The following is a 21,358-nucleotide window of genomic DNA, read 5'->3' as shown; positions in this document are numbered from 1 at the left end:
GATCGAGCCTGCCCGGCGCATGAGGGCTGGGCCACCGCTCCAATCTGCGGAATCCGTACAGGACAGGGCTACGAATCTGCGAATGTTGCGAATTCGGCGGATGCTATATTCGCAAGTATGTGCAGGTAGCGACCCGGATTCCGTGAGGAGGCGCCCGCCATGCCCCGACCGCCCGCCGACCGCAAGGTCTACGCCCACGCCAAACTGCGCCGACTGCGCCGCGAGCACGGCATGAACCAGGTCGACATGGCCCACGCCCTCGGCATCTCCACCAGCTACGCCAACCAGCTCGAACAAAGCCAGCGTCCTCTCACGGCGTCCGTGCTGCTGCGGATCGCGGAGGTGTTCGGCGTCGACGCGGAGTTCTTCTCCGAGGCGGCGGAGGACCGGCTCACCGCCGACCTGCGCGCGGCCCTCGCCGACGAGGCGTGCGGGGTGGAGTCGCCCGCCGCCGAGGAGATCGCCGAGGCCGCCCGCGACCATCCCGAGGTGGCCCGCGCCCTGGTCGCGCTGCACCGCCGCTACCGGGACGCGGCCGAGCAGACAGCCGTCCTCTCCTCCGGCGGCACACTGCCGGTTCCGGGAGATCCGCATGACGAGGTACGGGACTTCTTCTACGCCCACCACAACCACTTCGAGCCGCTGGACACCGAGGCCGAACGCACCGCTGAAAAACTGGAGTTGCGGCCCGGCCGCTGCGCCGACCCGCTGACCGTCCGCCTCGCCGACCGGCATGGCGTCCGAGTGGTACGGGCCGCGGCGGGCCGCTCCATCGACGCCCGCCGCTACGACCCCGACTCCGGACTGCTGTTCCTCTCCCCCTGGCTGAGCGACGGCCAACGCGCCTTCCAACTCGCGACCCAGCTCGCTCTGTTGGAGCACGCCCCGCTGCTGGACCAGCTCGCCGGAAGCGCCGCCGAGCTCACCCCCGCATCCCCGGCCCTGGCTCTGGCCCGCATCGGCCTGGCCAACTACTTCGCGGGCGCGGTCCTCATGCCGTACACCCTCTTCCACACCACGGCCGAAGAGGTGCGCTACGACATCGAGCTGCTCTCCGCCCGCTTCGGCGTCGGCTTCGAGACCGTCTGCCACCGTCTGAGCACCCTCCAGCGCACCGGGCGGCGCGGCGTGCCCTTCTCCTTCCTCCGCGTCGACCGGGCCGGGAACATCTCCAAGCGGCAGTCCGCGACCGACTTCCACTTCTCCCGGCTCGGCGGCACCTGCCCGCTGTGGACGGTGTACGAGGCGTTCTCCGCGCCCGGCCGGATACTCACCCAGGTCGCCGAAATGCCGGACGGGAAGCGGTACTTCTGGATCGCGCGGACCATCACCCGGGGCGGCTTCGGGCATCACGCGCCGCGCGCCGAGTTCGCCGTCGCGCTGGGCTGCGAACTGCGCCACGCCCACCGGCTCGTCTACGCCGAGGGCATCGCCCTGGACGACCCGCGCGCCGCCACCCCGATCGGTCTCGGCTGCCGGATCTGCGAACGCCGGGACTGCGCGCAACGGGCCAGACCTCCGGCCGGTGGGCGGCTCGCCGTCGACCCGGACCGGCGTACGTATGTGCCCTACCCGGTAGAGACAGGAGGCCCGGTCACGTGACCAGCCGCGTCATCCTCATTTCCCCCGCCATGAACCCGGCACTGCGCCAGGCCCGCTTCGACGACGGCACAACCTCGCTCGACGAGAGCGGGGCAGCGGCGGCCCGTGCGGCCGCCGGGGACCTGCGTCCGCCTACGCGGGTGTTCACCTCCCCGAGTGCGCGCTGTCAGGAGACGGCCGTGGCGCTCGACTTCGACGGCGTGGCGGTCCCGGACCTAGGTGGTCTGGACGCGGGTCGCTGGCGCGGGCTCACGCTCGACGAGGTGGCCGCCAACGAGCCGGAGGCCGTGGGAAGTTGGCTCGCCGACCCCGACGGCGCACCGCACGGCGGGGAGTCCGTACGGGACGTGTGCGAGCGGGTCGGGCGCTGGCTGGACATCGCACGGGACGCGGACGGCCGTACCCTCGCCGTGGTCGAGCCGGACGTCGTACGGGCCGCGGTCGTGCATGCGCTCGGTCTGCCGGTGTCCGTCTTCTGGCGGCTCGACGTGGCGCCGTTGACGGCGACGGAGCTCAGTGGCCGGGCCGGACGCTGGAATCTGCGGGTGGGCTCTGCCCTGACCGCGGGGGAACTCTGAGTCCGAAGGCCGCGTGCGCCGCGAAGGGCGACGCGGCCCTCAGGCCCGTCAGACCGCGCCAGCCGGCTGCGGCTGCTTCGGCGCGCGCTCGGCGGCGGCCCTGATCGCCGGGTCGAGCAGTCGCTCCGCCAGCGGGCCGAAGACTAGGGCCAGGGTGGTCCACAGCAGGGCCTGGGCAGCGACTGAGTAGAAGCGGAAGGAGAACAGAACGTCGGCGGGGAAACCCGGGTAGACGATCGTGCCCTTCGAGTTCTTCAGCGGCAGGGGCGTCTCAGTGGCGTGGTGGCCGTACTGCGCCACGTTGGAGGAGAGTTCGCCGAGCTGCGGGAGTACGGCCATCACGATGCCGATCGCGACGACGTAGGCGCCGGCGGCGAGCAGGGTGGCGTTCCAGTTGCCGAAGCGTGGCTGGAGGCGTTTGCCGAGCCACACGGCTGCGACGAGGAAGGCCACCGAGCACAGGACCATCAGGAGATAGAGGTTGCCGCGGTCCTTGATGGTGTCGGGGTGGCCGATCGAGGGCGGGTTGGCCGGGTACTTCACGAACGGCACGAGGTACATGCCGAGGAAGCCGCCGAGGGCGACCAGCAGGGCGAGGTTACGGGGGCGGAGGTTGCCGACCCGGCCGAGGCAGACGGCGTAGGCGACGGCGAAGAGAGCGCCCATGGCGATGCCGAAGAAGACCATGCCGACGCCGATGCCGACGTTGGCCTGGATGGTCCGGCTGAAGATGTCGGGGCCCGCCGCTTCGGGGGTGATTCCGGCGGCCTTGTCGAGGGCCGACTGGGCGGCGTCGCGCCCGCTCTCGTAGTCGATGGCCTTGGCGATCTGGGGCTCGGCGAAGATCCGCGCGAAGACGAACGCAAGCAGGCCGGCGACTGCGCCGGCGATGACGCCGCGCAGGATGAGTCTCTTTTCCATGTTCAGCTGTCCCGTGCTCGTGGTTGGTCAGTGGCAGGGGAAGCCGAGGAAGTGGCGGGCGTCGTGCACGAACTCGTGGACGTGCATGTCCTTGCCGAACACCGAGTAGGCGCCCTGGTCGACGCCGATGAAGTAGTAGATCGCCAGCGCGATCAGCGCGGTGCCGACCAGCCAGAGAACGGCTTTCGAGGCCGGCAGGACGACGGGGGTGGGCAGCGCGGTGGGTGTTGCGGACATACTGCTCATGGCGAGGCGCCTCCTTCAGGGATCGTGCGTCCCTTGCTTCAGTGGAGCGTCGCGATGGCCCGGTGTCTGACTTCAACCCCGCCTTCCGGAGGGGCTGTTCACAGTGGCGCGACCGTGCCGGATTCCCACCGGCTTCCTTAGGCCATCACTACATCCGGAGCGTATGGACACCTGCGACCTGCGATCAATCAAGCAATGTCCAAGGAACGGTATTTCTGAGGAACAGCATTTCCGACGCTCAGGAGTCCGCGTCCCGGTGCCGGCGCACCAACTCGGCGATCGCACGGCGAAGGCTGTCGACATCCGCGTCCGCCGCGATCAGGGTCTCCAGTTCCTCCAGGAACTGTTCGGTGCGCTTCGCCTGGAGCGCGAGTACCCGTACCCGAGCGCTCTGGCCGCCGATCTGGCGGCGGCTGGCGATCAGCTGCTCGTACTCCTCCATCGTGAGGGCGACGGCATCGCGGCCACCGAGGGTGATGTGCCGCGGCTGGGGTCGTCTGGCCACGCGGTTCCTCCGCTCCTCGCCCGGGTGGTCCCCGTCTAATCGATCCGTTCCGTGGGTCATGTCCATGGTCCGATGGCGTCGGTGTCCGATGAACGCGAGAGGGCCCCCGGATGGTTCCGCGGGCCCTCGTGCGTGTTGCGGGACATGTCAGTCAGTTCGGGGCGGCGACCGGCCGGCCCGCGACAGCGGCCTTCGCGGGCCGGGGGTTCAGCACCCGCTCGGCCAGCTCTCCGAAGGCGAGGCCGAATGCGGTCCACAGCGTGATCTGGATGGCCAGCGCGGAGAGCCGGAAGCGCCACAGCACGGTGGCCGGGAAGTCGCCCGGCACCTCGTTGATCACGGGCAGGAACTCATAGGCGAGCCCGATCACGACGGCGAAGGCGGCCACCGCTACGACAGTCGCCCACCAGTTCCCGAGGCTCGGCGCGAGGCGCTTGCCCAGGATGGTGGCGGCGACCGCGAGGAGGACGCTGAGCACCATCATCAGGAGGTACAGGGTGGTCCGCTTGCCGATGGTGTCGCCGTTGCCGACGGCGGGCGGGTTGGCCGGGTACTTCAGGAACGGGACGACATACACGGCGAGCAGGGCGCAGCCCGACAGCAGCAGCGCGGTGGCCCGGGGGCTGAAGCGGCCTACCCGGCCGAGCGCGAAGCAGAAGGCGAGCGCGGCGATGCCACCGAAGGCGACCCCGTAGATCAGGACACCGGTGGCCAGGCCCGCGGTCGACTGCAGGGAGCGCGAGACGAGTTCGACCTCGTGCTCGTGCGCGGCGGCGTGGGCCTCTTCGAAGGCGATCGCCTTGTCGACGTTGGGTTCACCGAGGACATAAGCGACGACGAGGGCGAGCAGGCCGGCGGCGAGGCCGGCGAGCATGCCCCGCACCAGGAGGTTTCTTACCGTTGCGGAATTCATGAGAGTGCTGGTTCCCCTCGGGTCAGTGGCAGGGGAAGCCGAGCAGGTGGCGGGCGTCGTGCACCCACTCGTGGACGTCCTCGCCGGCGACGACGGAGGTGGCCCCCTGCTCGGCGCCGACGAAGTACAGCAGGACCAGCATCAGGATGCCGAAGAAGACCGCCCACGGGACGATCGCGCCGATCGGCAGTTTGGCGGGGAGTGCGGGGGCGTTGGCGGTCGGCGGGGCGACATGCTGCGCCATGGCAGGGCCTCCTCTGGGAGTTCGCGTCCCATCTCGGTGGTGCACATGACGACGGCTACGGGTCTGACTCGCCCCCCTCTCGCCGAGGGGTGGCACACAGTGGCGCGACCGTTCCGGATTCTCACCGGCTTCCGTCCTGCCGTCGTCGACAACCCACCGAAGGTACCGCGTGGCGGGTACATGGCCAAGACCGCGCCACCTGGCGTGACCGATCTGTCATCGCAGGTGGCGGGTCCTGTGCGCAGTGGTTCAGCGGTGACGGAACGCGGGTGGGCGCTTCTCGACGAAGGCGCCCATGCCCTCCTTCTGGTCGGCGGTGGCGAACACCGCGTGGAAGAGCCGCCGTTCGAAACGGACGCCTTCGGCGAGCGTCGTCTCGAAGGCCCTTGCGACCGCTTCCTTGGCCATCATCGCCACCGGCAGCGACATCTCGGCCACGGTCCCGGCGACGGCGAGCGCCTCACCGAGCAGTTCGTCGGCGGGCACCACGCGGGAGACGAGTCCGGCGCGCTCGGCCTCGGCCGCGTCCATCGTGCGCCCGGTCAGGCACAGCTCCATGGCCTTGGCCTTGCCGACCGCCCGCGTCAGGCGCTGGGAGCCGCCGATGCCGGGGATCACTCCGAGCTTGATCTCGGGCTGGCCGAAGACCGCGGTGTCGGCGGCCAGCAGGATGTCGCAGAGCATGGCCAGCTCGCAGCCGCCGCCGAGCGCGTACCCGGCGACCGCGGCGACGGTCGGGGTGCGCAGCTGTGCCAGCCGGTCCCAGGCCGCGAACCAGTCGGCGAGGTACATGTCGAGGTAGCCCTGCGGCTGCATCTCCTTGATGTCGGCTCCGGCCGCGAACGCCTTCGCCGACCCGGTGATCACGATGCAGCCGCACTCCGGGTCCCGGTCGAACTCCTCGGTCGCCGCGACGACCTCCTCCATCACCTGGAGGTTGAGGGCGTTGAGCGCCCCCGGCCGGTTGAGGGTGAGCAGGGCGGTACGGCCCTTGCGCTCGACGAGGATCGTCTCGTACACGTCCGTGCTCATGCCTGCTCCCTGCTCTGGTCCCGGATGGTTCGTACGATGCCCGAGAAGTCCTCCACCGCTCCCACGCGCTCGGCGTAGGAGGCGTACAACTCGGCTGCGCGCAGGCCGAGTTCGGCGTGCACACCGCCGTCACGGACGGCGTTGGCGGCCAGCCCCAGGTCCTTGGCCATGAGGGAGGCGGCGAAGCCCGGACTGTAGTTGCGGTTGGCGGGGCTCGCCGGGACGGGCCCGGGGACCGGGCAGTTGACGCTGAGCGCCCAGCACTGTCCGGACGCGGTCGACGCCACGTCGTACAGGGCCTGGTGGGAGAGTCCGAGGCTCTCGGCGAGGACGAACGCCTCGCTCACGGCGATCATGGAGACGCCGAGGATCATGTTGTTGCAGATCTTCGCGGCCTGTCCGGCGCCCTCCGCACCGCAGTGGACAGCCCTCTTGCCCATGACCTCCAGCAGCGGTCGGGCCTCGGCGAACTCCGTCTCTCCCCCGCCCGCCATGAAGGTGAGCGTGGCCGCCTCGGCACCGACGACCCCACCGGAGACCGGAGCGTCCAGTGCCCTCATACCGGCCGCGACGGCGCGTTCGTGGACGGCCCGCGCGTCAGAGACGTCGATGGTGGAGCAGTCGACGAAAAGGGTGCCCGGGCGAGCGACGGGGAGGATCTCGTCGTAGAGACCGAGGACGTGACGGCCGGCGGGCAGCATGCTGAACACGATGTCCGCGCCCGCGACGGCCTCCGTGGCGGAGGCGGCGGGCTCCAGTCCGGGGCCTGGCGTGACGACGAGGTCGTAACCGCGCACCCGGTGACCGGCTTTGACGAGGTTGGCGGCCATCGGGCCGCCCATGTGTCCGAGTCCGATGAACGCGACGGTACGGCTCACCAGGCCACCTCCTCGGTGGTGTCGGGTCCGGCGAGCCCGAGTTCCTGCTCGCCGAGCGGGGCGAAGAAGTATGCGACGTCGGCGTCGGTGACCTCGGCGAGGGTGGCCGGGGACCAGCGGGGGTCGCGGTCCTTGTCGATGACCTGGGCTCGGATGCCCTCGACCAGGTCGGGAGCGGTCAGGGCCCGGCAGGAGACGCGGTACTCCTGATCCAGGACCCGCTCCAGCGGACCGAGTCGGCGGGCGCGGCGCAGGGCGGCGAGGGTGACTTTGAGGGCGGTGGGCGACTTGGTGAGCAGGGTCTCCGCCGTCTCCTTCGCGGCCGGATCGCCGTCCGACAGCAGCCGGTCGACGATCTCCTCGACCGAGCCGGCCGAGTAACAGACGTCGATCCACCACCGCTGCGCCGCCAACCGCCCGTCCGGCGGCTCCTGCACGAACCGTTCGAGGGCTTCGCGTACGGGCATGGCGGCCAAGTCGGCGAGCAGGCACGGGAGTTCGGCGGAGGGGACGTAGTGGTCGGCCAGACCGCACAACAGGGCGTCCTCTGCCCCGAGTTGGGCGCCTGCGAGGGCGAGGTGGGTGCCCAGTTCACCAGGGGCCAGGGCGAGCAGGTAGGTGCCGCCGACGTCGGGGACGAAGCCGATGCCTGTCTCCGGCATGGCGATCCGCGACCGCTCGGTGACGATCCGGACGCTGCCGTGCGCGGAGACGCCGACCCCTCCGCCCATCACGATGCCGTCCATGACGGCGACGTACGGCTTCGGGTAGCGGGCGATGCGGGCGTTGAGGTGGTACTCGTCGCGCCAGAAGGCGGCCGAGGCGGTGCCGTCGCCGTCGCGGGCGTCGTCGTGGATGGCGCGGATGTCGCCGCCCGCGCACAGGCCGCGCTCGCCCGCACCGGTGATGACGACGGTCTCGACGGAGGGGTCGTGCTCGTACTCCGTCAGCGCCTCGGCGATCCGCAGCACCATGGCGTGGGTGAGGGAGTTGAGGGCCCCCGGCCGGTTGAGCGTGATGTGGGCGGCCCGGCCCTCCGTGCGGAACAGGACGTCGTCGTTCATCGGAACGCCTCCGTCAGGCCGCGGGCCACGATGACGCGCATGATCTCGTTGGTTCCTTCCAGGATCTGGTGGACCCGCAGGTCGCGGACGATCTTCTCGATGCCGTACTCGCTCAAATAGCCGTATCCGCCGTGCAGTTGCAGGGCTCGGTCGGCGACGGAGAAGCCCGTGTCGGTGGCGAACCGCTTGGCCATCGCGCACAGGTACGGCGCCTGCGGGTCACCCTGGTCCAGGGCCTGGGCGGCCTGCTGGACCAGGGCGCGGGCCGCGGCGAGTTCGGTGGCCATGTCCGCCAGCCGGAAGCGCAGCGCCTGCGCGTCGAGGAGCCGGGCGCCGAACGCCTCCCGGTCGGCGAGGTGGGCGAGGCTGCGGTCCAGGGCGCTGCGGGCGCCGCCCAGGGAGCAGGCCGCGATGCCGAGCCGACCGCCGTTGAGGCCGTTCATGGCGATCCGGAAGCCCTGGCCCTCGCGCCCGAGCAGCCGGTCGGCGGGCAGGCGTACGCCGTCCAGGATCACTTGGCGGGTGGGCTGGGCGTTCCAGCCCATCTTCCGTTCGTTCGGGCCGAAGGAGAGTCCGGGGTCTTCCTTGTCGACGACGAACGCGGAGACGCCGCCGGGTCCGTCGTCGCCGGTGCGGGCCATGACGACGTAGAGCTGTGAAGCGCCCGCGCCGGAGATGAACTGCTTGACTCCGGTGAGGATCCAGCCGTCGCCGTCCCGTACGGCCTGGGAGGTCAGGGCGGCCGCGTCCGATCCGGCGCCGGGCTCGGTCAGGCAGTAGCTGGCGAGGTCCTCCATGGCGCACAGCCGGGGCAGCCATCGCTCGCGCTGGGCGGGGTCGCCGTAGCGGTCGATCATCCAGGTGACCATGTTGTGGATGGAGAGGTATCCGGCGATGGACGGGCAGCCGGAGGCGAGGGTCTCGAAGACGAGGACGCCGTCGGCGCGACTGAGACCGGAGCCGCCGGCCTCCTCACGGACGTAGACACCGCCGAGTCCGAGCCCGGCGGCCTTGCGCAGGACGTCGACGGGGAAGTGCTTGTCGCGGTCCCAGTCGAGGGCGTGCGGGGCGAGGTGGTCCTGGGCGAAGTCGAGGGTGGTCTCGACGAGGGCCTGCTGGTCCTGGGTCATGAGCATGGCTCAGCCCATCGTCGGGATCGTGAAGCTCGCGCCCTCGCGCAGGCCGGCGGGCCAGCGTGAAGTGACCGTCTTCGTACGGGTGTAGAAACGGATCGCGTCCGGGCCGTGCTGGTTGAGGTCGCCGAATCCGGACCGCTTCCAGCCGCCGAAGGTGTGATAGGCCACCGGTACCGGGATGGGCACGTTGACGCCGACCATTCCGGTGTTCACGCGGCGCGTGAAATCGCGGGCGGTGTCGCCGTCCCGGGTGAAGATCGCCACGCCGTTGCCGTAGAGGTGCTCGCTGGGCAGGCGCAGGGCTTCCTCGTAGTCGGCGGCCCGTACGACGGACAGCACCGGGCCGAAGATCTCCTCCTGGTAGATGCGCATCGCCGGGGTGACCCGGTCGAAGAGGGAAGCGCCGGCGAAGAAGCCGTTCTCGTGGCCGGGGAGCGTGAAGCCCCGTCCGTCCACGACTAGTTCGGCGCCTTCCTCGACGCCGAGGTCGACGTAGGAGCGAACTCGGTCGAGGGCGTCCTTGCCTACCAGGGGGCCGAAGTCGGCGTCGGGGTCGTCGCTGCGACCGATCCGCAGCGTTCCGATGCGCTCCTTCAACCGCGCCACCAGGGCGTCGGCGGTGTCCTCGCCGACCGGGACGGCCACCGAGATCGCCATGCACCGCTCGCCCGCCGAGCCGTAACCTGCGCCGATCAGGGCGTCAACAGCCTGATCGAGATCGGCGTCCGGCATCACGATCATGTGGTTCTTGGCGCCGCCGAAGCACTGAGCGCGCTTGCCGTGGGCGGCGGCGGTGGCGTAGACGTGCGCGGCGATCGGGGTGGAGCCTACGAAGCCGAGGGCCGCGACTCGCGGGTCTTCGAGGAGGGTGTCGACGGCGTCCCGGCCGCCGTTGACGACATTGAGGACGCCGGGCGGCAGGCCCGCTTCCAGGAAGAGTTCCGCGAGCCGCAGCGGGAGGGAGGGGTCCCGCTCGGAGGGCTTGAGGATGAATGCGTTGCCGCAGGCCAGAGCCGGTGCGACCTTCCACAGGGGAATCATCGCGGGGAAGTTGAAGGGCGTGATCCCGGCGACCACACCGAGCGGCGCGCGCAGCGAGTGCACGTCGATGCCGGTGCTGGCGTTGTCGGTGAACTCGCCCTTGAGCAGATGCGGGATTCCCGCGGCGAACTCGACGACCTCCAGGCCGCGTTGCAGGTCACCGTGGGCGTCGGCGACCGTCTTGCCGTGCTCGGACGACAGGAGCCGGGCCAGGGACTCCTTCTCGCCTTCGACGAGTTGGAGGAACCGCAGCAGAACACGGGCCCGGCGCTGCGGGTTCCACTCCCCCCACTCACGCTGCGCGTGTACGGCGTCGGCGATCGCCGCCTCCGTCTCGGCGCGGCTCGCGAGGGGCACGCGGGCCTGGACCTCTCCGGTGTTGGGGTCGTACACATCGCCGAAGGCCCCCGAGGTTCCCGGGGTGTGCTTGCCGCCGACGAAGTGGGTCAACTCGCGCACGGAGGCGCGTTCGTGCTCGCGGACCATGACTGCCTGCTCTCGTCAGGAGGGATCCGGGGATGGCGTGCCGCTCCCGCACGCGGACGCGGAGGGCGTACGAGTGCCGGGGGCGCGAGATCGCGTATGGCCGAAGCTCCGTCAGACTGCGGGCTCACCAGGGTCGTGGGTGCGCACCGATGCCATGCGTGTCAGCTCCATCCTCGTGGAAAACACGGAACATCCCGCGGCCGGTATCCTGACTCCCGGATCAGCGCGCGCCGTCCGCCTTCCCGACATCCAGCTCGTCAGTGGCGTCCTGCTCGACGACGTACTCCCCGGTCACAGTGGCGGGACCGCGCCGGAATCACACCGGCTTCCCTGCACCGCGGGCCTTGTACCCCGACTATATAGTTGGACGTCCTAGTAAATCCAGTGCGACTCATCCAACACGGGCACGAAGCCAGTCCGTGAGCGCCTCGCCCGCCGCCAGGACGTGCTGTTCCGCCACCGTCCTGGCCCGCCCGGCGTTGCCCTCGCGCAGACAGTCGAGCAGCTCGTCGTGCTCCTGCTGGTTGTGGACCGGAATGACGGCCAGGAAGTTCGAGGGGATCAGTCGCACTGCCTGCCTCAGCAGGGGCAGGAGGTGCGGCACCCCCGCAGAGGTGTTGACGATGTGGTGGAAGCGCCAGTTGGCGTCGATCAGATCGGGACCGGCGGGCGTCGCCGGCAGCGCCTTCGCGAGGTCTTCCAGTTCACCGAGGGCGCTCGGCGTGATCCGCCGCGCCGCCCACTCGGCGGCCTTGCCGCTGAGCGTGGCCAGGATCGCGAAGTTGTCCAGCGTCTCCTCGGGCGTGGCCCCGACCACGATGACCCGGCTGCGCGGAGCGACCTCCACGAGACCCTGAAAGGACAGCTCCAGCAGGGCCTCGCGCACGGGCGTGCGGCTGATGCCGAACTCCTCGCAGATCCGGTCGAGATCAAGGCGCGTCCCGGCCGGCAGGGCCCCGGTGAGAATGCGGTCGCGCAACTCCCGCTCCGCGCGCTGCCGTACGGTTCCGCCGATCTCCTCGGCCAGCCTCTGCCTCATGCCAACAGGCTATCAGCGGTGGGGTATTGAATCTGATATTTCAGATGTGGCATCGTCGAGCACATGAGCCGACAGTCAGGCGACCGGTTGGCACTGGTCGCGTTCATGCAGGCAGGCAACACGTCCGTCTACGCAGGATCCTGGCGCCACCCGGCGACCGAACACCGGTATCTCGACGCTTCGTACTACGCCGACCTGGGCCGACTCCTGGAACGCGGCCTGTTCGACCTGATGTTCTTCGACGACCGTCTCGCGATGCCGGGCATCCACGGCGGCTCCGTCGCCGACGCGGTCCGTTACGGCGCCCGGCCGGTCAAGCTCGACCTGAGCTTGGTCCTGGGCGTCCTCAGTCAGGCGACCTCCGACATCGGCCTGGGAGCCACCTACTCCACCACGTACTACGCGCCATACCACGTCGCCCGCACCTTCGCGACGCTCGACCATCTCAGCGCGGGGCGAGCCGCCTGGAACGTCGTGACCTCGGTCAACGACCGCGAGGCCCAGAACTTCGGCGTCGCCAGCCACCTGAACCCGGCCGAACGCTACGACCGCGCCGACGAGTTCCTGGAAGTGGTCACGGGGTTGTGGGACACCTGGGAGGACGACGCCCTCGTACGCGACCGGGCCTCCGGCGTCTACGCGGATCCCACCCGGGTTCACGAACTCGACCACCACGGCGCCCACTTCGACGCCCGAGGCCCGCTGACCGTCCCGCGCGGCCCACAGGGCAGACCGGTCATCCTCCAAGCGGGCTCGTCCGGGCGAGGGCGCGACTTCGCCTCCCGCTGGGCTGAGTTGATCTTCACCGGCGATCCGGGCATCCAGATCGCACGCGAGCACTACGCCGACCAGAAGCGCCGGATCGCCGAGGCAGGACGCGACCCGGCGACGGTGAAGATCTGCCCCATGGCCTACACCGTCATCGGCGAGTCGGCCGCCCACGCCGCCGAGCGCGAGCGGATGTTCCTTGACGACCTGGTCCATCCCACGGCGTCGCTGACCCTGCTGTCCGAGCTGATGAACTACGACTTCTCGGTCCACCATCTCGACGAACCGATCACCGACGAACTCATCGAGAAGTCGACCGGAATCCGCGGCCTGGTGCAGAATCTGCGCGCCCACATCGGCGACACCGTGCGCATCCGCGACCTCGCCGGCCACCGGGCGACCCTGCTCCAGGGGCCGCGCTTCGTCGGTACCGCTACCCAGGTCGCGGACCAGATGGAGGAGTGGTTCACGACGGACGCCTGCGACGGATTCGTCCTCGCCGCGACCCATCTCCCCGGCTCCTTCGAGGACTTCGTACGCTTGGTGGTCCCGGAGTTGCAGCGCAGGGGCCTGCACCGCACGAGGTACACCGGCTCAACTCTCCGCGACCACTTGGGACTTGAGCGCCCCTCGGTCTCCAGGGGACCCGCCCATGTCTGAGCCACCCTCCGCCCTGAGCGGCATCCGGGTCGTCGACGCGGCCACACTGGTCGCGGGGCCCATGGTCGCCACCCACCTCGGCGAACTGGGCGCCGAGGTCATCAAGGTCGAACAGCCGGGCAGCGGCGACCCGTTGCGCACCTGGGGCGATCTGAAGGACGGCTGGGGCCTGGTCTGGAAGAGCGTGAGCCGCAACAAGAGGTGCGTCACGCTCAACCTCCGTACGACGGACGGGCAGGAGCTGCTGCACCGGCTCCTCGACCACTCCGACGTGCTCATCCTGGGCAGCCGCCCCAGCGCGCTGGCCCGCTGGGGCCTGACCCCCGCCGACCTCGTGGCCCACCATCCCCGGCTGGTCGTCCTGCACGTCACCGGATACGGCGCCGGTGGCCCGCACAGCGACCGCCCCGGCTACGGCACCCTCGCCGAGGCCATGAGCGGCTTCGCGCACCTGGTGGGCGAACCGGGCGGCACACCGTCCCTGCCCCCGTTCATGCTGGCCGACGGCGTCGCCTCGCTCGCGGCCACCCACGCGGTGCTGGCCGCGCTCTACCACCGTGACGTCCACGGCGGTACGGGCCAGGTCGTCGACGTCAACCTCATCGAGCCGCTGGCCCGCCTGATTGAGTCCGCGACCCTGGCCTACGACCAGCTCGGCGCCTCACCCGTGCGCTCCGGCAGCCGCTTCGACGCGAGCGCGCCGCGCAACTGCTACCGCGCCGAGGACGGCGGCTGGCTCGCTCTCTCCTCGGCCTCCCCGCGCATGGCGCAGCGGGTCTTCACCGTCGTAGGCCGCCCCGATCTGGCCGCCGACCCCGACTACTACGAACCTGCGGGCCGCGCGGCTCGGGGTGACGAGATCGACAAGGTGGTCGCCGACTGGGTGGCCGGCCAGACCCTGGCCGACGCTGTGGCCGCCTTCGAGACCGGCGGCTGCGCGGTGGCCCGTGTCTACGACGCCGAGGCGCTGCTCAACGACCCGCACCTCACCGCCCGCGGCACGTACCCCTCCTTCCAGGACCCCGACCTGGGACCGATCCGCGTCCAGGCCCCCACCGCACGCCTGAGCGCCACCCCCGCCACCGTGCGCGCCCTCGGCCGGGCGCTCGGCGCCGACAACGACCACGTGTACGGCGACCTCCTCGGCCTCGACGCCACCCGGCGCGCCGCACTGCGCGCCGCCGGCACCATCTGAGCCATCCCACCAGGAGCCCTTCTGATGACCAGCCGTGACCTCCGAGTCCGCCGCTCGGAACTGGCCACCCCCGCCAGCAGCGAAAAGATGCTCGCCAAAGCACCGACCACCGGCGCCGACCTCGTCTTCATGGACCTCGAAGACGCGTGCGCGCCGAGCGCGAAGATCCAGGGCCGGGCGAACATCGTCAAGGCCCTCAACGAGTACGACTGGGGCGACACCGTCCGTGCGGTCCGCGTCAACGGACTGGACACGGTCTGGTGCCACGACGACGTCATCGAGGTCGTGTCGGCCGCCGGACACAACCTCGACGTCATCATCGTCCCCAAGGCCCGTACCGCCAGGGATGTTTGGTGGTTCGACACCCTGCTCGGCCAGTTGGAGGCCAAGCTCCGACTCCCCCACCGCATCGGACTCGAAGTCCTCATCGAGGAGGCCGAGGGACTCGGCAACGCCTACGAGATCGCCAAGGCCAGCCCGCGCCTTGAGGCGATCATCCTGGGCGCGGGCGACCTGTCGGCGTCCCTGCGCGCCCGCGTCGACACCAACTTCCAGCCGGTACGCGGCTATCCGGGCGACTTCTGGCACCACGCGCGGGCGACGGTCGTCGCCGCGGCCCGTGCAGCGGGCATCGACGCCATCGACTACCCCTTCCCCAACTACCGTGACGAGGAGGCGTACCGGCGCGACTGCGACACCGCGTCGATGCTCGGCTTCGACGGCAAGTGGTGCATCCATCCCAGTCAAGTACCGCTCGCCAACACGGCGTTCAGCCCCACGCCGGAGGAGATCGAGTGGGCGACCGGCACCCGGGACGCGTACCGCGCCGCGGAGTCCGCGGGCACCGGAGCGATCGCGGTCGACGGAATGCTGGTGGACGCGGCCCATATGCGGCACGTCGACACGATCCTCAGCCGGGCGCGACGGAAGGACCGCGATGCCCACGGTCACCAGTGACGAGTACCGCGACCTCATCGGCCGCTTCGCCAGCGGCGTCACCGTGGTCACGACGGTCGACAACGGCATCCCCTACGGCACCACGGCCAGCTCGGTGGCCTCCGTGTCCCTGGACCCGCCCACGCTGCTGGTCTGCATGAACAGGTCCTCCGCCACCGGGCGGGCCATCGCCGCGAGCCGTCACTTTGCGGTGAACGTGCTCGCGGAGGACCAGTCGGCGCTCTCCCGGCACTTCGCCCGTCGGGGCTCCACCTTCGACACGTACCGCTTCCACCCCGGGCGGCGCGGGGCTCCCGTGCTCCCCGACGTCCTGGCGAGCTTCGAGTGCCGGGTCACCGACGAGGTCGTCGCGGGGACCCACGTCGTGATCGTCGGGGAGGTCGAGGAGGCGGGAGGACGTGCCGGGCTGCCGCTGGCGTACTTCCGGGGGCGCTTGGGCCGGCTGTCCGTCGGCGACTGACTCAGGTCCGCCGGGGTTCCGCGAACCGCACCGGCGCCCGGAACCGCGCCTTTCTCGCGGCCCGCCGGAAGGTGGTGAGCACCGCCGGGCCGGCCAGCAGCACGCACACGAAGTTGGTGACCGCGCGGCCGGTGTCCCAGCCCAGGGATGTAGCGAGGTCGAAGGCGAGGTAGCGGTGCCACTGCTCGGTGAACGGCAGGCCGGGCAGGTAGGCGATGGAGCTGTTCGGGTCCAGGGAGAAGGGCCAGAAGGAGAGGTTGAGGAGAAAGCCGAAGAGGTAACCGGACAGCGACCCGTAGATGGCGAGCATCAGGACCTCTCGGCGGCCGGTCGCCCGGGGCAGGAACCCGGCCAGCATGCCGACGAACGCGCAGCCGAACATCTGGTACGGCATCCAGGGCCCCACTCCGCCCGTGATCAGCGCGGAGGCGAAGAGCGAGGTGCAGCCCAGCGTGAAGCCGAAACCGGGGCCGTAGACGCGTCCGGCCAGGACCAGGACGAAGAAGACGGTCTCGACACCGGCGGTTCCGGCGCCCAGGGGGCGCAGGGCCGCGTTGACGGCGGACAGCACGCCGAGCATGGCCAGTGCCTTGGAGCCGATGCCGCCTTCGGCGATCTCCGACAGCACCACGCACAGGACGAGTACGAGCAGTACGCCGAAGATGAGCGGGGGCGCGTAGTTGGAGCCGAACTTCCCCGGTGCTACGACGAACGGCCAGAAGAACGCGACGGCTCCAAGGAGGGCGGCGAGCGTCATGACGACGCCAACGCGCGGCGTGAGCCGGATGGCGGCGGCAGTCACGACCGGGCCGCCTTGACCTGGTTGACCGTCAAATACGGTAGCGGGGCGAGGATTTTTGCGGTCTGTGGCGCGAACACCGGTGAAGAGACGATGACTTCGGTGGTCGGGCCGTCGGCGACGACGTCTCCCTCCGCCATGACGACGACGCGGTCGGCTGCCCGTGCCGCGAACTCGACGTCATGCGTGGAGATCACGACCGCCCTGCCCTCCTCCGCGAGGGAGTCGACGATCCCGATCAGCGCCGTCTTGGCCCGGTAGTCCAGGCCGCGCGTCGGCTCGTCCAGCAGGACGACCCTTGGGGCGGCGGAGAGTTGGATGGCGAGGACGAGGGCGAGTTTCTGTCCCTCCGACAGGTCGCGGGGGTGGGTGGCGTCGTCGATGCCGGGCGCGAGCCGGTCCAGGACCGCGCGTGCCGACACGGCGGTGCCCGACTCGCTGTCCGCCTGGTCTAGTTCCTGCTTCACGCTCTCCAGGTAGAGCAGGTCGGCCGGGGTCTGCGGGACCAGCCCGACGAGTCGGCGGGCCTGTGCGGCGGACACGTCGTGCGGATCGGGTCCGTCGGCGATCTCCACGGTTCCGGCACGGCGCGGACCGGACCCCTGGAGTGCCCACAGCAGGGAGGACTTGCCCGATCCGTTGCGGCCCATCAGGGCTGTCACCTCGCCGGCGTGCAGATCGAGGTCGACCTCCCGTACGGCGGGCACGCCCCGGTAGGTGACGGTGACACCGCGCGCCGCGAGCAGCCGGGACCGCTCCTGCGCCGGGGGCGGCCGGACGGGTTCCGGCGTACGGTCGGCGAGTTCGGCGCGCAGGGGTGCGGCGGCGCGGCGGGCGTCGCGGATGGACAGGGGCAGCGGGGACCAGCCTGCCGCGCGGCCCAGTTCGACGATCGGCGGCGCGATGGTCGACGTACGGAGGATGTCGGCGGCCGGGCCGATCAGGGCCTGGCCGTCGCCGGGGAGGTGGATGACGCGGTCCGCGTACTGGACGACGCGTTCCAGACGGTGTTCGGCCATCAGGACGGTGACGCCGAGGTCGTGGACCAGGCGGGTGACGGCGGCGAGGACTTCCTCGGCGGCGGTCGGGTCCAACGCGGAGGTGGGTTCGTCGAGGACCAGCACCCGGGGGTGGGCGGTGAGGACGGAGCCGATGGCGACGCGCTGTTGCTGACCGCCGGAGAGTTCGTGCAGGGCGCGGTGGCGCAGGTCGGCGAGGCCGAGCAGATCGAGGGTCTCCTCGACGCGCTTGCGCATGGTGCCCGGCGGGATCGCCAACTGCTCCATGGCATAGGCGAGTTCCTCCTCCACCGTGTCGGTGACGAAGCCGTCGATCGGGTCCTGGCCCACCACCCCTACGACGTCGGCGAGTTCACGGGGCGGGTGGTGGGCGGTGTCCCGGCCGTCGACGGTGACCCGGCCGTAGAGGGTTCCGCCGGTGAAGTGCGGCACGAGCCCGTTGACCGCACCGAGGAGCGTGGACTTGCCGACGCCCGTGTGCCCGACGACGAGGCACAGCTCGCCCTCCTCCACCGTGAAGTCGACGTCCCGCAGGGCTGGTTCGGGGACGTCTTCGTACTGGACGGTGACCTGGTCGAAGGTGATCACGGCGCTCCAGGCGGGGGCGAGAGGAAACCGGCGGTGCCGGCGAGGAGGATCGCGGCGGTGGGGACCAGGGGCAGGTCCGGCCAGGTGAGGGGGTAGAAGGTGGGGTTGAGCTGGGCGGGGTCGTAGCCGAGGTTGGTCAGGAGCAGAACGGCGGAGAGGACGCCGCTGCCTGCGACGGCCCACTCAGGCAGCCGCCAGGGATCGGGGCGGTAAGTGGTGCGGGTGACGCGCCGGCCGCCCAGACGCAGGCCCGCCAGACACAGGGCGGCGCCGAGGCCCATGGCGGGCAGGCCCAGGAAGGCGGGGGCGGTCGCGTCCAGGAGGCCGTACGCCCCGGCACACAGACCGCACATGCCGAGCAGTATCAGCGCGCCGGTGATCCGGCGGGAGCCTCGGGTGGCGGTGCCCGCGCGGCCGTAGCCCCGGGAGTCCATGGCGGCGGCGAGGCGCAGGGAGCGTTCCAGGGCGTCCTCCAGGACGGGGACGGCGATGCCCCGCAGCGCCCGCATCCCCTGGGTGCGCCCAGCTCTCAACTTCCTTGCACGCGAGACGCGTTGAACGCTCTGCACCAGCTGCGGGGCCACACTGATCGCGACCGTGACGGCGACGCCGAGCTCATACAGGGCACCGGGCAGCACGCGCAGTGCCCGCTTGGGGTTGGCGAGGGTGTTCGCGGCGCCGATGCAGCACAGCATGCAGGCCAGGCGCAGTCCGTCGGTCGCCGCCGAGAGCAGTGCCTCCAGCGAGACCGGGCCGCCGATCTTGATGCCCGCGTACCAGTCGGGGGTGGGGATGCGCGGTAGGGAGAAGAGGAAGTGGTCGTGGGGTGTGATGCCGGTGGCGAAGACGGCTCGGAAGACGACCCGGATCGCTACGACCGTCAGGGCCAGGTAGAGGTAGTACTTGAACCCGCGGGCCCACGGGGCCTCGGTGCGCCGGGCGGTGACAACGTAGCCGAGGACGGCGAGCACGAGGAACAGCAGCAGCGGGTTGTTGGTGCGGCTGACGGCGGTGGCCAGCGCCAGGGCCCACACCCACCAGGCCACCGGGTGCAGGACGCGCGGCAGCCGGCGCCCGCGTGCGTCCGGCGAGGGGCCGGCCACGGGCGCCTCCACGGTCGTACGGGACAAGGCGGTCACTCCGTACGACGGCGTCGGCGGGCTGCGAAGACCGCCGCGCCGCCGATCACCGCGACCAGCGCGGCGCCGACGGCCACCGGGGTGAGCGAGCCGGAGTCGTGCGGGGCGTCGGCGGCGGGCGCGGCGTCGACAACGCTGGCGCTGGGGCGGGGGTTGGACGTTTCGGCGGCCGGTGCGGAGGAGGCCGGTGTCGCCGAGGGCGATGCGCTGGGCTCGGTCTTCTTCGGTGACGGCTTTGGCGTCGGTGTCGGTGACGTGGTCCGGGGCTGTGCGGGCGCGGGCCCGGTGTCCACGTCGGGCGGCAGTGCGGGGGCCTTGCCGGTGGAGGGGGGTTTAGCGGCGTCGCCCTGCGGGCGGGTGTTGTGGGCGCGCAGCTGGTCGGGGGTGATCGTCGGGCGCCCCTCGGTGCCACCGACGTCGGTGCCGCCGAAGATCCACAGGTCGACACTGCCCGGCTTGGGCTTGTAGAGCATCGCGCCGAGCTGGCTGTAGGTCCAGTCGTCGTCGCCCGGGTCGGCGTGCCAGTAGGACCAGTAGGCGGAGGCGGGCGGGGTGAGGACGCAGTCGTCCTCGGCGGCGGTCGGATACTGCTTGCCGCTCTTGTGACCGCTGTAGCCGATACGGCAGATGAACGCCGGCCCGTCGTGTCCGGTGCCTACGGTGCGCCAGCCGCCCTGGTTGAGCAGCTCGTAACCGGTGGTCGGGGTGGTACCGCAGGAGCGGTAGACCGGGCCGCCCCAGTGGCTGAAGTCGACGGCGAGGACGACCCCGGCCGTGGTGGTGCATCGGCCCATGGGCTGCGGGTCGGCCACGGCGGGGGTGACCGCGGCTCCGAGCGCGGCGGCCGTCAGTCCGAGCGCGGCCCCGGCCCGCAGAAGCCGCCCGGTCATCGCCCGGCTCCGCTCGCCGCGCGCCTGCGGGCGACGACGACGGTCCGCCAGCCCGAGAGGGTGAGGACGAGGGCGATCGCGGCGAGGGCTCCGACCTGCGCGCCCGTCGATGCCATGGCACCACCGCCGCTGCCGGATCCCGCCGTGTCACCGCCCGGCGTGACGATCTGCGGGGCGCTGCCGCTCGGGCTGGGCGTCGGCTGCGGCGAGGTGCCGGCCAGGCTGCGCTCCAGGGTGCCGAAGCTGATACCGGTCGCACCGCCGACGGCCTGGGTGGAGGCCCGCAGGTCGGACCCGTCCTGCCCCTCCTTCGCGACCCGGAACCCGCCGTCGCCGTTCTGCTGCGCGGCGAGGAACTTCCGGGCGGCGGCGATCTCGTCCGCGTACTTCTCGGCGTCCAGGGACAGCCCCTGCACCGCGAGCGCGGCCGAGTTGACCGAGTTCCCGGCAGCACCCGGGAAGCCACCGTCGGCCAGCTGCTTGGACGCGAGCCAGGTGAGCGCCTGGTCCACGGCCTTGTCCGCCTTCTCGCCACCGGCCAGGCCAAGGGCCATGGCGGCGATCGCCGTGGAGTCGACGTCCGAGTCGTTCGTGGCCGGGATCAGGCTCGGCCACGCACCGCTGTCCCGCTGAAGGCTCTCCAGGTAGGCGACCGGCTCCTCCGCCTTCTCCCCGGCCCTCAACTGCGCGATCACCGCAAGGGATTGACCGAACACGGAAGGCGCGTAGGTGTAGGCACCCTTGGCCGCACACGAACGGTCGGGCGCGGTGCTCGCCTTCGCGCATACGGCCTTGTCGAGCGCGGCGATCAGGTCGTGCCCGGCGAAGTCGCGCGGGTCGCGGCCGACCGCCTCGGCGAGCAGGGCCGTCTTGCCGATCGAGCCGCCGGCGGCGTAGGAGGTGCCGATGCCGGTCCAGTCGTTGACCGTGCGGCCCTCGCCGTCCTTGCCCTCGTGGTCCAGGAAGTCGACGACGCCACGCAGCTTGGCGTTGTTCAGGCCGGTGGCGGCGAGCGCGTAGGCGCCGTCAATGGTCAGGCCGAAGTCGGCGCGGGACATCCCCGGACCGGCAGCGTAGTACTGGCCCTGTTTGAGGTTGGCGGCGCTGGTGAGGTAGGCGACGCCCTTCTTCAGGTCGGGGCCGACGCCCGGGGCCGGGTTGGTGGTCGGGGGCGCGGTGGGGGTCGTCGGCCCCGACC

At 71.0% G+C, this 21,358-nt stretch carries 22 protein-coding genes and 3 riboswitches; of the genes, 6 read left to right on the top strand and 16 right to left on the bottom strand.

From position 1 onward, the window contains the following. The first annotated feature begins 159 nt into the window (after positions 1-159). Positions 160-1,602, top strand: a complete 1,443-nt coding sequence (locus HLK59_RS16970) for a short-chain fatty acyl-CoA regulator family protein (protein ID WP_171142271.1) — start codon at positions 160-162, stop codon at positions 1,600-1,602. Next, entirely contained in the window at positions 1,599-2,180 is a 582-nt protein-coding gene (locus HLK59_RS16965; protein ID WP_171142270.1) for a histidine phosphatase family protein, read from the top strand. Before HLK59_RS16970 ends, HLK59_RS16965 begins: the two co-directional genes overlap by 4 nt. A gap of 48 nt (positions 2,181-2,228) precedes the next feature. On the opposite strand, the gene HLK59_RS16960 is transcribed toward HLK59_RS16965, so the two are convergent. From HLK59_RS16960 to HLK59_RS16910, 11 genes are all read right to left on the bottom strand, one after another. Then, the gene (locus tag HLK59_RS16960; protein ID WP_171142269.1) at positions 2,229-3,101 is read right to left on the bottom strand and encodes a CbtA family protein; all 873 of its coding nucleotides are present in this window, start codon (positions 3,099-3,101) and stop codon (positions 2,229-2,231) included. 27 nt (positions 3,102-3,128) lie between these two features. Further along, positions 3,129-3,347, bottom strand: a complete 219-nt coding sequence (locus HLK59_RS16955) for a CbtB-domain containing protein (protein ID WP_171142268.1) — start codon at positions 3,345-3,347, stop codon at positions 3,129-3,131. Between the two features lie 43 nt (positions 3,348-3,390). After that, positions 3,391-3,537, bottom strand: a riboswitch (cobalamin riboswitch). A 48-nt stretch (positions 3,538-3,585) separates the two neighbouring features. Further along, a complete protein-coding gene (locus HLK59_RS51055) occupies positions 3,586-3,852 on the bottom strand; it encodes a hypothetical protein (RefSeq protein ID WP_171142267.1) in 267 nt (88 codons plus the stop codon). Between the two features lie 151 nt (positions 3,853-4,003). Next, entirely contained in the window at positions 4,004-4,765 is a 762-nt protein-coding gene (locus HLK59_RS16945; RefSeq protein ID WP_171142266.1) for a CbtA family protein, read from the bottom strand. Positions 4,766-4,787: 22 nt separating this feature from the next. Beyond that, a complete protein-coding gene (locus HLK59_RS16940; protein ID WP_171142265.1) occupies positions 4,788-5,009 on the bottom strand; it encodes a CbtB-domain containing protein in 222 nt (73 codons plus the stop codon). Positions 5,010-5,051: 42 nt separating this feature from the next. Continuing rightward, positions 5,052-5,181, bottom strand: a riboswitch (cobalamin riboswitch). Positions 5,182-5,258: 77 nt separating this feature from the next. Beyond that, entirely contained in the window at positions 5,259-6,041 is a 783-nt protein-coding gene (locus tag HLK59_RS16935) for an enoyl-CoA hydratase (RefSeq protein ID WP_171142264.1), read from the bottom strand. Next, positions 6,038-6,919 carry a 3-hydroxyisobutyrate dehydrogenase gene (gene mmsB, locus HLK59_RS16930; RefSeq protein WP_171142263.1) on the bottom strand — a complete coding sequence of 294 codons (882 nt, stop codon included), beginning with the start codon at positions 6,917-6,919 and terminating at the stop codon, positions 6,038-6,040. Before mmsB ends, HLK59_RS16935 begins: the two co-directional genes overlap by 4 nt. Next, complete coding sequence (locus HLK59_RS16925; RefSeq protein WP_171142262.1) at positions 6,916-7,983, bottom strand: enoyl-CoA hydratase/isomerase family protein; 1,068 nt, start codon at positions 7,981-7,983, stop codon at positions 6,916-6,918. Before HLK59_RS16925 ends, mmsB begins: the two co-directional genes overlap by 4 nt. After that, positions 7,980-9,119, bottom strand: coding sequence for an acyl-CoA dehydrogenase family protein (locus HLK59_RS16920; RefSeq protein WP_171142261.1), 1,140 nt, complete (start codon positions 9,117-9,119; stop codon positions 7,980-7,982). The genes HLK59_RS16925 and HLK59_RS16920 overlap by 4 nt, the downstream gene beginning before the upstream one ends. Before the next feature lie 3 nt (positions 9,120-9,122). Further along, entirely contained in the window at positions 9,123-10,646 is a 1,524-nt protein-coding gene (locus HLK59_RS16915; RefSeq protein WP_171142260.1) for a CoA-acylating methylmalonate-semialdehyde dehydrogenase, read from the bottom strand. Positions 10,647-10,826: 180 nt separating this feature from the next. Continuing rightward, a riboswitch (cobalamin riboswitch) is annotated at positions 10,827-11,015 on the bottom strand. 22 nt (positions 11,016-11,037) lie between these two features. Next, complete coding sequence (locus tag HLK59_RS16910) at positions 11,038-11,685, bottom strand: GntR family transcriptional regulator (RefSeq protein WP_171142259.1); 648 nt, start codon at positions 11,683-11,685, stop codon at positions 11,038-11,040. Positions 11,686-11,748: 63 nt separating this feature from the next. Between HLK59_RS16910 and HLK59_RS16905 the strand changes: the two genes are divergently transcribed. From HLK59_RS16905 to HLK59_RS16890, 4 genes are read left to right on the top strand one after another with little or no spacing between them, the layout of a single operon-like run. Then, positions 11,749-13,113: an LLM class flavin-dependent oxidoreductase gene (locus HLK59_RS16905; RefSeq protein WP_171142258.1), complete on the top strand. Its 1,365-nt coding sequence runs from the start codon at positions 11,749-11,751 to the stop codon at positions 13,111-13,113. After that, entirely contained in the window at positions 13,106-14,308 is a 1,203-nt protein-coding gene (locus HLK59_RS16900) for a CoA transferase (RefSeq protein ID WP_171142257.1), read from the top strand. Before HLK59_RS16905 ends, HLK59_RS16900 begins: the two co-directional genes overlap by 8 nt. 24 nt (positions 14,309-14,332) lie before the next feature. Beyond that, complete coding sequence (locus HLK59_RS16895) at positions 14,333-15,265, top strand: CoA ester lyase (protein WP_171142256.1); 933 nt, start codon at positions 14,333-14,335, stop codon at positions 15,263-15,265. Continuing rightward, entirely contained in the window at positions 15,246-15,725 is a 480-nt protein-coding gene (locus HLK59_RS16890; protein ID WP_171142255.1) for a flavin reductase family protein, read from the top strand. The genes HLK59_RS16895 and HLK59_RS16890 overlap by 20 nt, the downstream gene beginning before the upstream one ends. 1 nt (position 15,726) lies before the next feature. Here the strand turns inward: HLK59_RS16890 and HLK59_RS16885 are convergent, their stop codons facing one another. The 5 genes from HLK59_RS16885 to HLK59_RS16865 all read right to left on the bottom strand — a co-directional run. Further along, the gene (locus tag HLK59_RS16885; protein ID WP_206327227.1) at positions 15,727-16,482 is read right to left on the bottom strand and encodes an ECF transporter S component; all 756 of its coding nucleotides are present in this window, start codon (positions 16,480-16,482) and stop codon (positions 15,727-15,729) included. 41 nt (positions 16,483-16,523) lie between these two features. Further along, positions 16,524-18,131: an ABC transporter ATP-binding protein gene (locus HLK59_RS16880; protein WP_171142253.1), complete on the bottom strand. Its 1,608-nt coding sequence runs from the start codon at positions 18,129-18,131 to the stop codon at positions 16,524-16,526. Next, a complete protein-coding gene (locus HLK59_RS16875; protein ID WP_171142252.1) occupies positions 18,128-19,270 on the bottom strand; it encodes a CbiQ family ECF transporter T component in 1,143 nt (380 codons plus the stop codon). The genes HLK59_RS16880 and HLK59_RS16875 overlap by 4 nt, the downstream gene beginning before the upstream one ends. Continuing rightward, positions 19,267-20,160 (bottom strand): hypothetical protein, encoded by an 894-nt coding sequence (locus HLK59_RS16870; RefSeq protein ID WP_171142251.1) that lies wholly within the window; start codon positions 20,158-20,160, stop codon positions 19,267-19,269. The genes HLK59_RS16875 and HLK59_RS16870 overlap by 4 nt, the downstream gene beginning before the upstream one ends. Further along, positions 20,157-21,358 (bottom strand): prenyltransferase/squalene oxidase repeat-containing protein (locus tag HLK59_RS16865; RefSeq protein WP_171142250.1); only part of this gene is annotated, 1,202 nt, incomplete at its 5' end. The genes HLK59_RS16870 and HLK59_RS16865, both read right to left, overlap by 4 nt.

Origin of the sequence: Streptomyces sp. S3(2020) (assembly GCF_013044505.1) — a bacterium.
Lineage (GTDB): Bacteria > Actinomycetota > Actinomycetes > Streptomycetales > Streptomycetaceae > Streptomyces.
This window is presented reverse-complemented; position numbering and strand designations above follow the sequence as displayed.